The organism is Leclercia sp., from assembly GCF_036780805.1.
In the GTDB taxonomy this organism is placed as follows: domain Bacteria; phylum Pseudomonadota; class Gammaproteobacteria; order Enterobacterales; family Enterobacteriaceae; genus Enterobacter.
Window position 1 is genome coordinate 45976 of sequence record NZ_DAIQCE010000008.1, and the last position, 12395, is coordinate 58370.

At 55.4% G+C, this 12395-nt stretch carries 14 protein-coding genes; 5 read left to right on the forward strand and 9 right to left on the reverse strand.

The window, feature by feature from the left end; genetic code table 11:
• Positions 1-24: 24 nt before the first annotated feature.
• Both kduD and kduI read right to left on the reverse strand, forming a co-directional pair.
• Positions 25-786 carry a 2-dehydro-3-deoxy-D-gluconate 5-dehydrogenase KduD gene (gene kduD, locus V7Q49_RS17110; protein WP_032613810.1) on the reverse strand — a complete coding sequence of 254 codons (762 nt, stop codon included), beginning with the start codon at positions 784-786 and terminating at the stop codon, positions 25-27.
• A gap of 62 nt (positions 787-848) precedes the next feature.
• The gene (gene kduI / locus V7Q49_RS17115) at positions 849-1685 is read right to left on the reverse strand and encodes a 5-dehydro-4-deoxy-D-glucuronate isomerase (RefSeq protein ID WP_333853778.1); all 837 of its coding nucleotides are present in this window, start codon (positions 1683-1685) and stop codon (positions 849-851) included.
• A 455-nt stretch (positions 1686-2140) separates the two neighbouring features.
• On the opposite strand from kduI, the gene V7Q49_RS17120 reads away from it, so the two are divergent.
• Positions 2141-3316 carry an oligogalacturonate lyase family protein gene (locus V7Q49_RS17120; protein WP_333853780.1) on the forward strand — a complete coding sequence of 392 codons (1176 nt, stop codon included), beginning with the start codon at positions 2141-2143 and terminating at the stop codon, positions 3314-3316.
• A gap of 145 nt (positions 3317-3461) precedes the next feature.
• Here the strand turns inward: V7Q49_RS17120 and V7Q49_RS17125 are convergent, their stop codons facing one another.
• On the reverse strand, positions 3462-4145 hold the full coding sequence (locus tag V7Q49_RS17125; protein ID WP_333853782.1) for an oligogalacturonate-specific porin KdgM family protein: 684 nt from the start codon (positions 4143-4145) through the stop codon (positions 3462-3464).
• A 328-nt stretch (positions 4146-4473) separates the two neighbouring features.
• Positions 4474-5652, reverse strand: a complete 1179-nt coding sequence (locus V7Q49_RS17130) for an acetyl-CoA C-acetyltransferase (protein ID WP_333853784.1) — start codon at positions 5650-5652, stop codon at positions 4474-4476.
• 248 nt (positions 5653-5900) lie between these two features.
• Here V7Q49_RS17130 and V7Q49_RS17135 point away from each other — a divergent pair, with 248 nt between their 5' ends.
• Positions 5901-7079 carry a M20 aminoacylase family protein gene (locus V7Q49_RS17135; RefSeq protein ID WP_333853786.1) on the forward strand — a complete coding sequence of 393 codons (1179 nt, stop codon included), beginning with the start codon at positions 5901-5903 and terminating at the stop codon, positions 7077-7079.
• Positions 7080-7093: 14 nt separating this feature from the next.
• Entirely contained in the window at positions 7094-7870 is a 777-nt protein-coding gene (locus V7Q49_RS17140) for an ABC transporter substrate-binding protein (protein ID WP_333853788.1), read from the forward strand.
• Between the two features lie 14 nt (positions 7871-7884).
• On the opposite strand, the gene V7Q49_RS17145 is transcribed toward V7Q49_RS17140, so the two are convergent.
• Complete coding sequence (locus V7Q49_RS17145) at positions 7885-8412, reverse strand: cupin domain-containing protein (protein ID WP_333853790.1); 528 nt, start codon at positions 8410-8412, stop codon at positions 7885-7887.
• A gap of 80 nt (positions 8413-8492) precedes the next feature.
• Positions 8493-9368 carry a LysR family transcriptional regulator gene (locus tag V7Q49_RS17150; RefSeq protein WP_333853792.1) on the reverse strand — a complete coding sequence of 292 codons (876 nt, stop codon included), beginning with the start codon at positions 9366-9368 and terminating at the stop codon, positions 8493-8495.
• Between the two features lie 106 nt (positions 9369-9474).
• On the opposite strand from V7Q49_RS17150, the gene V7Q49_RS17155 reads away from it, so the two are divergent.
• A complete protein-coding gene (locus tag V7Q49_RS17155) occupies positions 9475-9936 on the forward strand; it encodes a multidrug/biocide efflux PACE transporter (protein ID WP_333853794.1) in 462 nt (153 codons plus the stop codon).
• A gap of 118 nt (positions 9937-10054) precedes the next feature.
• Positions 10055-11284: an amino acid permease gene (locus tag V7Q49_RS17160; protein ID WP_333853796.1), complete on the forward strand. Its 1230-nt coding sequence runs from the start codon at positions 10055-10057 to the stop codon at positions 11282-11284.
• Here the strand turns inward: V7Q49_RS17160 and V7Q49_RS17165 are convergent.
• Genes V7Q49_RS17165 through yjdI form a run of 3 tightly spaced genes read right to left on the reverse strand, consistent with a single transcriptional unit; the run spans position 11274 to position 12334 of the window.
• Complete coding sequence (locus V7Q49_RS17165) at positions 11274-11840, reverse strand: GNAT family N-acetyltransferase (RefSeq protein ID WP_333853797.1); 567 nt, start codon at positions 11838-11840, stop codon at positions 11274-11276. The genes V7Q49_RS17160 and V7Q49_RS17165 overlap by 11 nt on opposite strands.
• Positions 11821-12093 (reverse strand): GNAT family N-acetyltransferase, encoded by a 273-nt coding sequence (locus V7Q49_RS17170; protein WP_039029866.1) that lies wholly within the window; start codon positions 12091-12093, stop codon positions 11821-11823. Before V7Q49_RS17170 ends, V7Q49_RS17165 begins: the two co-directional genes overlap by 20 nt.
• Positions 12094-12103: 10 nt before the next feature.
• On the reverse strand, positions 12104-12334 hold the full coding sequence (gene yjdI, locus V7Q49_RS17175; protein ID WP_333853799.1) for a 4Fe-4S mono-cluster protein YjdI: 231 nt from the start codon (positions 12332-12334) through the stop codon (positions 12104-12106).
• Positions 12335-12395: the final 61 nt, after the last annotated feature.

Consider the following 12395-nt stretch of genomic DNA (forward strand, 5'->3'; position numbering starts at 1 on the left):
GAGGTCTTTTGACAGGCGCGAGAATTAACGCGCCAGCCAGCCGCCATCAACCGCTACGGTGTAGCCGTTGATGTAGTCAGATGCGCTGGAGGCCAGGAACACCACCGGCCCCATCAGATCGCTCGGCAGACCCCAACGACCCGCCGGGATACGCTCGAGGATCGCCGCGCTACGCTCTTCGTCAGCACGCAGCTGCTGGGTGTTGTTGGTGGCCATGTAGCCCGGAGCGATGGCGTTGACGTTGATGTTGTGCTGCGCCCATTCGTTCGCCAGCAGACGGGTGACGCCCATGACGCCGCTTTTGGACGCGGTGTAAGAAGGCACACGGATGCCGCCCTGGAAAGAGAGCATGGAGGCGATGTTGATGATTTTGCCGCCGTTGCCCTGCGCGATGAAGTGCTTCGCTGCCGCCTGAGACATGAAGAATACGCTCTTGATGTTCAGGTTCATCACGTCGTCCCAGTCCTGCTCGCTGAAGTTAATCGCATCTTCGCGACGGATCAGACCGGCGTTGTTGACCAGAATGTCGATTTTACCGAATTCAGCCACCGCACGATCCAGCAGCTCAGGAATGGCGTCGATTTTACGCAGATCGGCGGTCAGGCTCAGGAAACGACGGCCCAGCGCAGTCACACGCTCGATGGTCTCCTGTGGCTCAACGATGTTGATGCCGACGATGTCACAGCCGGCTTCCGCCAGACCTACCGCCATACCCTGGCCCAGACCGGTGTCACAACCGGTGACGACCGCAACTTTACCCTGCAGAGAGAATGCATCCAGAATCATTTTTTATCCTTTATCTTTCAGCGCCTGAACGAACAGGCAAGTTTGTGCTTAACTGTCCGCGACTAGCGCAGATCCTTAACGGCTACGTGGTCCATATCATCGAAGACCTGGTTTTCACCCACCATGCCCCAGATGAAGGTATAGGCACGCGTGCCCACGCCGGAGTGAATCGACCAGCTTGGCGAAATCACCGCCTGCTCGTTATGCATCACGATATGGCGAGTTTCCTGCGGCTGTCCCATCATGTGGAATACGCAGGCGTCCTCTTCCATGTTGAAGTAGAAGTACACTTCCATGCGGCGCTCGTGGGTATGGCACGGCATGGTGTTCCACAGGTTGCCCGGCTCAAGCTCGGTCAGACCCATGCTGAGCTGGCAGGTTTCCAGCACATCAGGAACGAAGTATTTGTTGATGGTGCGGCGGTTGCTGGTGAGGTTGTCACCCAGAGTGACCGGAGAGACGTCCGCCGGGGTCACTTTTTTGGTTGGATAAGTGGTGTGTGCCGGGGCGCAGTTATAGTAGAACTTCGCCGGTTTGCTGCTATCGACGCTGGCGAAGACCACTTCCTGCGCGCCTTTCCCAACGTACAGGGCGTCGCGATGACCAATCTCGTAGCACTGACCGTCAACGGTGATGGTGCCCGGCCCGCCGATGTTAATCACGCCCAGCTCACGACGCTCAAGGAAGAAGCTCACGCCGAGCTGCTTGCCCACTTCACCACCCACGGAGACCGTTTTGGTCACCGGCTTGATGCCGCCAACGATGATGCGGTCAATGTGGCTGTACACCATGGTGTACTCATCCGCGACAAACACTTTCTCGACTAAAAACTCATCGCGCAGACCCTGGGTATCCAGCGTTTTTGCATGCGCGCTGTGGATGCTTTGTCTGACTTCCACATTAACCTCCAGAATTTATCGGCCTCAAAGGCCTGGATAATTAACAAAACGGCGTTCCGTTTTCATGATGAGCACATATTATCTGCTGTGAAATGGGTTTTCAATTACATTTAAAACGTTGTTTCACTTTTTCTGCCAGTTAATCTCAAAATTGCAATTGCGATCACGATTGTCAGGGAGTTGACATCGCTTTCTTAAAACAGTTTTTTAAAACCACCTGGTTAATTTGCAATTTAAACAATAAGTTAAACAAGAATAAAAAATTGATTCCGGGATGATAAAATTCTGAACAGATGTAAAGAAGAGGATGATTTTGCGGGGTTTTCCTTCAGAAGTGCGCCACCAGTCACACACATTGAAACAATGTTTTGATATTTTAACACCCAGTTTTTAAACTCATATTTTATCGATCGGACCGCAGGCAAAACCCTGCTGTCGAATTCAAGGAGCGCATCATGGCAAAAGGCATGCGGGTCAAACTGAACTATGAGGTCAGTCGCGATCCGGATACAGGCGTGGAAGTGACCCGTCTGACCCCACCTGAAGTTACCTGTCATCGTAACTACTTCTATCAAAAGTGCTTTTTCAACGACGGTAGTCATCTGCTGTTTGCCGGCGAATTCGATGGCCACTGGAACTACTATCTGCTGGATCTGAAGAAGGCCGAAGCGGTGCAGTTAACCGAAGGCGCGGGGGATAACACCTTCGGCGGCTTCCTGTCACCGGATGATAAATCCCTCTATTACGTTAAGAACGATCGCACCCTGCTGGAAGTCAATCTGACGACGCTTGTCGAGCGTGAAGTGTACCGCGTCAGCGACGACTGGGTCGGCTACGGCACCTGGGTCGCCAACTCTGACTGCACCAAACTGGTGGGTATCGAAATTGCGAAGCGCGACTGGACCCCGCTGAACGACTGGAAAATCTTCCATGACTTCTTCCACAAAGGCCCGCATTGCCGCCTGCTGCGCGTCGACCTACAGACCGGTGAAAGCAGCGTGATCCACGAAGAGAAAAACTGGCTCGGCCACCCGATCTACCGTCCGTTTGATGACAACACCGTTGCGTTCTGCCACGAAGGTCCGCACGATCTGGTGGATGCCCGCATGTGGATGGTTAACGAAGACGGCAGCAACGTGCGTAAGGTAAAAGAGCATGCGGAAGGCGAAAGCTGCACCCATGAATTCTGGGTACCGAACGGCTCGGCGCTGGTGTATGTCTCTTATCTGAAAGGTCAACAAGGCCGTACCGTGTACAGCTTCAACCCGGATACCGGGGAGAACAGCGCGGTGATGCAGATGCCAGCCTGTTCGCATCTGATGAGTAACTTTGACGGCACAATGCTGGTGGGCGATGGTTCCGGTACTCCGGTCGACGTGAAGGACACCAGCGGTTACACCATCGATAACGACCCTTATCTGTATGCGTTCGACGTGGCGAAAAAGGCTTACTTCCGCATCGCCCGTCACGATACCTCCTGGGCAACCGTGGCGAACAGCCGCCAGGTAACCCATCCGCATCCATCCTTTACCCCGGATGATAAAGCGGTCCTGTTTAGTTCCGATAAAGACGGCAAACCTGCTCTCTATATTGCGAAGCTTCCTGAGCAACCTGAACTGTTGCGTGAGTAAAAAGTAAGTGTTTGTGTTCCTGTAACTGGCCTTGCCCTTCTTTATGGAGGGCTTTTTTTTGTCTGCCGATCGCTGCCATCATAAATTGCAGGCATAAAAAAACCGGCTCATACGAGCCGGTTTATCCCGGAGGTACTGCTTGTTATTAGAACGAGTAGGCTACACCGACACGCAGACGGGTCTGGCGTTCATCCGTTGTTTTCACACCGACGTTACCCACTTCACCATACGGGGACCAGTTTTTATCAATTTTGTACGCCAGCTTGACGTTATATTCCTGGGAGTAATCTTTGTTGTTGTTACGAATATTGCCTTCGGAGCTTTTCGCGTAAACGTAGTTCAGCTCGGTACGCCAGTCACCCATCACCCAGCCAATCCACGCATCACCACGGTTAACTTTATCGTCTTCTCTGTCCGGGGTTGAAGGATAACGGGTGTACTCATAGCGGTAACGACCGGAAATATAGAAACCATTGTCGAAGCTATATTGCGCTTGCAGGAATGGTTTATAAATAGTGTTGCTTTCTTTACTTTCGACCGTAAAGCCCGGCGTCAGGGAAATATTATCGTTGGCCTTCCAGCGCCAGCTAATCTGGTCTTCGTGACCATTACCTACCACATCGGAAAACGGCTGGTCAGCTTTATCACCGCCGGATTTCCATTTCGCTTCGACAGAAAAACCAAAGCCATTATCAAAACGGTGTGAAACTGCCACGCGGTCTGCGTTGGTACCCGTATCAATGTATTCGTGACGCAGGTCGACGGTGACAGCCTGAGCTGCGAAAGACGCGCCAATAAGAGAAGCAAGGACCAGAGATTTCTTAAACATGGAAAAACCCTCGTTTAAAATGATGTTTCGTTTTTATGGAATTGCATTTTATTTTTTTAAACACGTAATTTTAGTGATCATGATCGTAATTATTTGTTTCATTTTTTTTGGCAAAGCCAGGCGTGAGCAATATCAACAAAAGAGAGCTTTTAAGCGGAATTTAACGGATCGGGATCACACTAAAGTGTTATTAGCGATTCAGGGAATGAAGTAAATATTTCGGGGATGTTTGAGAATTTACTTACAAGGGTAAAAATATGACAAAGCTCACAAACAAATAAGCCTCCGCAACGGGAGGCCTGTTTGGGTTGATATAAATCAAAGCGAATTAACGTTCTATGGCTAGCGCCACGCCCTGCCCGCCGCCGATGCACAGCGTAGCCAGCCCTTTGCGGGCATCACGTTTCACCATCTCATGCACCAGTGAGACCAGAATACGGCAGCCTGATGCGCCGATGGGGTGACCCAGCGCAATCGCCCCGCCGTTAACATTGACCCGCCGCTCATCCCACTCAAGCATTTTGCCCACCGACAGCGCCTGGGCGGCAAAGGCTTCGTTCACTTCAATCAGATCGACATCCGCCAGCTGCCACCCTGCCCGCTCCAGGCAGCGGCGCGTGGCATGCACCGGGGCGATCCCCATCAGGGCAGGATCCACGCCAACGCTGGCAAAGGCTTTGATCCGCGCCAGCACCGGCAGATTCAGCGCTTCGGCTTTGCTTTCGCTCATCATCATCACGGCGGCGGCACCGTCGTTAATAGAGGAGGCATTCCCGGCAGTGACCGAACCCGTGAGTTCAAAGGCCGGATCGAGCAACGCCAGCCCTTCGGCGCTGGCATCGGTGCGTGGCTGTTCATCGGTATCTACCAGCAGAGGTTCACCGTTCTGCTTCCGGGCGCTGACCGGGACAATCTCATCCCGGAAGCGGCCTGCGTCGATGGCGGCCCGGGCTTTATGTTGAGAGCTCAGGGCGTAAGCGTCCTGACGCTCACGGGTGATACCGTATTCCCGCGCCAGGTTTTCCGCCGTCACGCCCATATGGTAATCGTTGAAGGCATCCCACAGCCCGTCATGCACCAGGCTGTCGATAAGCTGGCTGTTCCCCAGCTGGGCGCCCGTGCGGCTGTCGGTCAGAACGTGTGGCGCGCGGCTCATGTTCTCCTGACCCCCGGCAATCACCACGTCGGCTTCACCGCACTGGATTGCCTGGGTTGCCAGGTGCAGCGCCTTGAGCCCGGAGCCACAGACGTCGTTGATGGTAATGGCAGAGACGGTGTTGGGTAATCCCCCCTTCAGCGCGGCCTGGCGGGCAGGGTTTTGCCCGGCCCCGGCGGTCAGCACCTGACCGAGGATCACCTCGTCGACCTCGTGGGCCTCAATGCCACTGCGCTCCACCAGCGCGCGGACCACCACGCTGCCCAAATCTACCGCAGAGTGGCGTGAGAGCGCTCCCTGGAAACAGCCAATTGCTGTGCGCAACGCACCCACTATCACGACGTCTTTCATCTCAACCTCTGCGCAAAATGACACCGCACATACTAGAGTATGTGTTATCAACTAATGATGTAATTGTTTAAAAAAAGTGAGTTTTATCACAAAGGATCGGCCATTCATTTTGCATGCCTCGCCGTAAAGCCTTGCATGTATTCACACAACTTATAATTTCCGCGCTAATTATAAGAGAACGCATTTGCATTATGCCGACACGGCGATAAGTTAGGAGTTGCAAACACGCGTTTACACTGGAGTAACAAATGTCCGACTGTATCATTCCAGAAATAAAAGAATCAGAAGAAGAAATCATCGCCATTCGCCGTCATTTACATGCCAATCCTGAATTAAGCCTCGAAGAGTTTAATACCAGTAACCTGGTGGCTCGCCAGCTGGAAGGCTGGGGTTATCAGGTGACGCGCGAAATCGGAAAAACCGGCGTGGTGGGTTCGCTCAGCAAAGGCCAGGGCAGCAAATCCATCGGCCTGCGCGCCGATATGGACGCCCTGCCGATCTTTGAAGCCACCGATTTACCCTGGGCCAGCACCGTACCGGGCAAAATGCACGCCTGCGGCCATGACGGCCATACGGCGATATTGCTGGCCGCAGCGAAATATATCGCTTCCGACGCCTGCCAGTTTAACGGCACCGTGCACCTTATTTTTCAGCCTGCCGAAGAGGCGATTGGCGGCGCGGATTTAATGATTAAAGACGGACTGTTTGACCGCTTCCCCTGCGACCGTATTTTTGCCCTGCACAATATGCCTTACCTGCCGACCGGTAAGTTTGGCTTCTATGAAGGCAACTTTATGGCCTCCGCCGATACCGTGAAAATTACCCTCAAAGGGTACGGCGGACACGGCGCGCACCCTGAACGCACCGTGGATCCGATTGTGACCGGAGCGGCCCTGATCATGTCCCTGCAAAGCATTGTGGCGCGTAACGTGCCGCCGGGTGAAACCGCCGTGGTGACCGTCGGGACCTTCCAGGCGGGCATCGCCTCCAACGTGATCCCGGACAGCGCGGTGATGGAGCTAACGGTACGTTCGATGAAGCCGGAGATCCGCGATCTGCTGATCCGCCGCATTCAGGAGCTGACCGATTTCACCGCCCGCAGCTACGGTGCCACCAGCGAAGTGGAGATTTACGACTCCTACCCGGTGTTGGTCAACGATGCGGAACAGACCGCGTTTGCCCGCCAGCTGGCCGTCGAATTCTTTGGCGAGGATGCGGTGCTCGACAGCGTCTCCCCGTCCAACGGCAGTGAAGATTTTGCCTTTATGCTCCAGCAACGCCCGGGCAGCTATTTCCTGCTCGGCAACGGCGAGAAAGGGGAAAAAGGCGGCTGCATGGTGCATAACCCCGGCTACGACTTCAATGACGAGATCATTACCACCGGGGCCTCCTTCTTTGCCCGTTTGGTTGAAAACTATTGCCGTTAAGACAGGGACAGATAATGAAAAAATACCTTTTACCGCTGGTAGCACTGCTGGCCACGTCATCCGCGTTTGCGGGTGAGATCAAAGAGCTGCGTTTTGGCGTGGATCCGACCTTTGCCCCCTTCGAGTCGAAAAACCCGCAGGGCGAGGTGGTCGGTTTTGATATCGATCTGGGCAATGCCATCTGCAAACAGCTGCAGGCGAAATGCGTCTGGGTTGAAAGCAACTTCGACGGCATCATCCCTTCCCTGAAGGCGCGTAAATTTGATGCCATCCTCTCCGGGATGTATATCACTGAGAAGCGTAAAGAGCAGATTGCCTTCAGCGATAAGATCTACAGCGGCCCGGCCTTCCTGGTGGCGCGTAAAAACAGCCTCACCGGCAACAGCGTGGATCAGCTCAAGGGGAAAACCATCGGCGTTGAGCAGGGTTCTGCCCAGGAAACTTATGCCAACGAGCAGTGGCGCGGCAAGGGCGTTAACGTGGTGGCCTATCAGGGTGCCGATCAGGTGATCCGCGACCTCGAGTCCGGGCGTATTGACGGCGCGGTGCTCTCCGGGGTGATGGCGGATTACAGCTTCCTCAGCAAGCCGCAGGGTAAAGAGTTTGCCTTTGTCGGCAGTGCGCTACAGGACGATGCCCTGTTTGGTGCCGGAGCGGCGATTGGCCTGCGCAAAGAGGATGACAAGCTGCGTCAGGAGCTGAACGGCGCTATCGCGGCGATCCTGGCCGACGGCACCTACAAAAAGCTCGCCTCACGCTACTTCAGCTTTGATATTTATACGGGCAAGTAACGCCAGTCCGCCCTTCACTGGCTGAAGGGCGGAGATTTCCAGTACTGGGTCAAGGCGGGCGAGTTGCCATTTAACGGGTCCGATTCAGGAAACGGCAGCGCAACGATACGCGCCAGTATTGCCGGCGTTGCCGCCTGTTTACAGAGATCGAACTCCATTCCCGGCGGATACGCCCCCACCACCTGAAAATCGAGCGTGGCGGATAAGCGGCAATGCCCGGTTCCCGCAGGCAATAACAGCGCGTCCCCGGCTTCGACCTCGATCTCTTCTCCCCCCGGACCGCCAATCATCAGGCGCGCCGCCCCCCGGGCAACCCCCAGCACTTCATGAGCAGTGGAGTGGTAATGGTGATAGTCGAAAATCCCATCGCGCCACTGGGGCGGCCACCCGTTGTCGGCAAAGCGTTGTTCAAACTGGCTGGCAATATCGCCTTCCGATAGCACCCCTTTATAGATCAGCACCGGCAGATGGGGATGATTCGGCACCCAGTCTCTGGCGGAGAGCATCAGTGCCCGGGGCGTAATGGTATTTTTAGCGTTCATGTCTTTTCTCGCCGGTTAATTCACCCCATTAAGTGTAGTCCTTTTAAATTTCGGTACCGATCAGGTGAATGTCGTATTCATCACACCGGATCCGCCTGGTGCTGAAGCCAGTGCCGGAGCCAGTTTCCCGCCGTCCCCGGCGGGGAGCGTTTATTCCACACCAGATCGATCGCCACCGAACGTGGCCAGCCCGGCACGTTGATCTGCACCAGCGCGTTCGCAGGGGCGAACTCCGCCACCAGCGCACAGGGCAGCGCGCACCAGCCGAAGCCCTGCACCGCCATGCTGAGCAACATCAAGTAGTTGGGCGCTGACCACACCGGCCCCTGGGCCAGCACCGGTTCGCGCTCGAGATAGGTGTTCAGGCGCAGCTCCCGCCAGCCGTGCAGTTCATCGGCCTCGGTGCGGCTTTGCGCGGCCAGGGGATGGGTGGCGGAGGTATAGATCGCCATGTGGGTCTGCATCGGCAGGCGGACGGCGGCGATGTCGGTAGGATAGTTCTCCCGCGCCTCGGTAAGGCCGATGTGCGCCCGCCCTTTTTGCAGCAGGTCGATGACATCCTCCTCTTCACCGATCAGGCACTCAAATTCGGTATGGGGAAAACGCTCGTCAAAACGAAACAGCATCTCCTCCAGCACGTCCGGGTGCAGGGTATCGGAGAGCACAAAGGTCAGCCGCGCTTCGGTATCTTCGCTGAGGGAGACCGCCAGCTCGTCCAGCCGCGCGCTGGCGGCAAGGATCGACTGAACGTAGCCCAGCACCTGCTTGCCCTGGGCGGTAAGCACCGGCTGGCGGGCGCTGCGATCGAACAGCGCAAAGCCGAGGTCGTCTTCCAGATGGGCGATGGCGGTGCTAATGGTGGACTGACTTTTACGCAGACGGCGGGCGGCGGCGGAGAACGAGCCCGCGGCAACCGTCTCGACAAAAGCGGTTAAGGCTTCGGGTGAGTAGCGCATGATGTATCTACTTTATCGATGGAATCTAACTTTTATATATCAGTTTTAGCGATAAAAATAGCGGCCTGATTCTGCCCATCCTGGCAAGTTAATGAGGTATCAGGTTATGCAGCACAACGATATTCAACACCGAAAACTGCCGGAGCGTATCTTCCACGCCGTCTTATTCGAAGGGATTGCCACGGCGATCCTCGCCCCGACTACCGCCTGGCTGATGCAGCGCCCGGTGCTGGAGATGGGCGGATTAACTATTCTGCTCGCCACCACGGCGATGATCTGGAACATCATCTATAACGCCGGTTTTGACAGACTGTGGCCGCGGCATGTTGTCACCCGCACCGCCAAAGTCCGCGCCCTGCATGCCCTCGGCTTTGAGGTCGGGTTTATTTTTATCGGCGTCGGCATTGTGTCGCTGGTGCTGGGCGTGAGCCTGCTGCAGGCGTTCACCCTGGAGATTGGCTTCTTTATTTTCTTCCTGCCGTACACCATGCTTTATAACTGGGCGTACGACACCCTGCGCGATCGCGTGATGAAGCGCCGCCAGCAGCGCCAGACCGCCACGTCTTAATCCCTCCGGCCGGAAATGCTTTCCGGCCCGCTTAAACCCGCGCCAACCGCCACGCCAACTGATGATTATGGTAAAATAGTCTCCTTTTTGTTGGTTTTATAGTTGATACGTTTCTCTCATGTCGAAAATCTGGTCTAAAGAAGAGACCCTCTGGAGCTTTGCCCTGTACGGCACGGCCGTGGGCGCAGGAACCCTGTTTCTGCCCATCCAGCTGGGATCTGCGGGCGCTGTCGTCCTGTTTATCACCGCCCTCGTGGCATATCCATTCACCTACTGGCCCCACAAAGCGTTATGCCAGTTCATCCTTTCGGCAAAAACTAAAGGTAGCGAAGGGATCACCGGTGCGGTGACGCACTACTACGGGAAAAAGATCGGCAATTTGATCACCACCCTCTACTTCGTCGCCTTTTTTGTGGTGGTGCAGATCTATGCCGTGGCGATCACCAACTCGCTGACCGAACAGCTGGCGAAGCATATAACGGTGGATATGACCGTGCGGGTGCTGGTCAGTCTGGGCGTGGTGCTGACGTTAAATCTGATCTTCCTGATGGGGCGTCATGTCACCATCCGGGTGATGGGTTTTCTGGTCTTTCCGCTGATTGCTTACTTCCTGCTGGTGTCGCTGTATCTCACCCACAGCTGGCAGCCCGCGCTGCTCACCAGCCAGATGAGCGTGGATAAACACACTCTGCACCAGGTGTGGATCTCCATTCCGGTGATGGTGTTCGCCTTCAGCCATACCCCGATTATTTCGACCTTTGCCGTCGATCGGCAGGAGAAATATGGCGACGCCGCGATGGGCAAATGTACCCGCATCATGAAGGTGGCGTATCTGATCATCTGCCTGAGCGTGCTGTTCTTCGTCTTCAGTTGCCTGCTGTCGATCCCCCCGTCGTACATCGTCGCCGCCAAAGAGGAAGGGGTCACCATTCTCTCTGCGCTGTCGATGATGCCCTCCTCCCCCTCCTGGCTTGGGATCTCCGGGATTGTGGTGGCCATCATCGCAATGTCGAAGTCGTTTCTCGGCACCTATTTTGGCGTGATTGAGGGGGCGACGGAGATGGTGAAGTCAGGGTTAAATCAGGTTGGGGTAAAGAAAAGCCGGGCCTTTAATCGGGCCGTGTCGGTGATGGGAGTCTCGCTGATCACCTTTGCGGTGTGCTGCATTAATCCCAATGCCATCTCGATGATCTACGCCATCAGCGGGCCGCTCATTGCCATGATCCTGTTTATCATGCCGACCCTGTCGACCTTCCTGATCCCGGCCCTGAAGCCTTACCGCTCCGTTGGCAATGTGCTGACGCTGATTGTCGGGGTGTTATGCGTGTCGGTGATGTTTATTGCGTAAAGCGGGGATGCGTGAGATAGCGCTGCCGGGAAAGGCTATAAAGCACATGAGTGGCAAGCCGGTGATCCGCCGGCAGGCCCGGATGCAGAAAGTGCCCCTGCCGGGTCATTCCCAGGCGCTGCATTAACGCCTCGGAAGGGAGGTTATGGATGGAGGTAAAAGAGACCACCTCGTCCAGCGCAAGCACCTCAAAGGCGTACGCCAGGCAGGCCGTGGCGGCTTCACAGGCGAATCCCTTGTGCCAGAACGGTTTCGCCAGCCGCCAGCCAATTTCGGTGCAGGGGGAAAACGAAAAACGATCGGGCTGATGGTGCAGGCCGACCATGCCGATCAACGTTCCGCTGGCCTTCTCCTCTACAGCCCAGAAGCCCCAGCCGTTAAGGTCAATGAGGGCGTGACAACGTTCCGCCAGGGCGTCGCTCTCTTCCCGACTCAGGAGCGCGGGAAAACAGCCCATCACCTCCGGGTCACTGTTCAGCGCGGCAAATGGCGCCAGATCCTCTGGTCGCCACTGCCGGAGCCGGAGCCGTTCGGTCTCAGGCGCGGATATCGTCATACTCGCGGGTGTTATCAAATTCGTGTTTCGCAAACGGACACAGGGGAATGATTTTGCGGTTCTCTGCGCGCATCTTCTCTACCACCTTCGCCACCAGCTGTTTGCCCACGCCCTGCCCTTTCAGGCTGGGATCGACATCGGTATGCTCAATAATGCTGAGGTGTTCGCCGGTGGGAACAAAGACGATCTCCGCGACCTGATTACCTTCGGCATCATTGACATAAAACTTGTTATGGCCTTCCTGAATTTCCATAGTTTCTCGCTTATTTGTGGCGGTATTTGAGTGCGCCGCTTGGGCAGGTGTCAATCACACGCACCACCGTATCAACATCCACTTCATCAGGGATGATCCACGGCTTACGTTTCAGGTTGAAGAGTCTGGCGCTGCCACGCACGCAGTTTCCCGCGTGCTGACAAATACCGGTATTGAAGTAGACGTCAATTTTCTCACCGGTATAGGCCCGGTATCCCGCTTCCAGCAGTTCGTTATCCATGACATTGCCTCTATGGTTATTATGGGTTCGGGAACAAACATAGCGCTGGCATGCAGCTTCA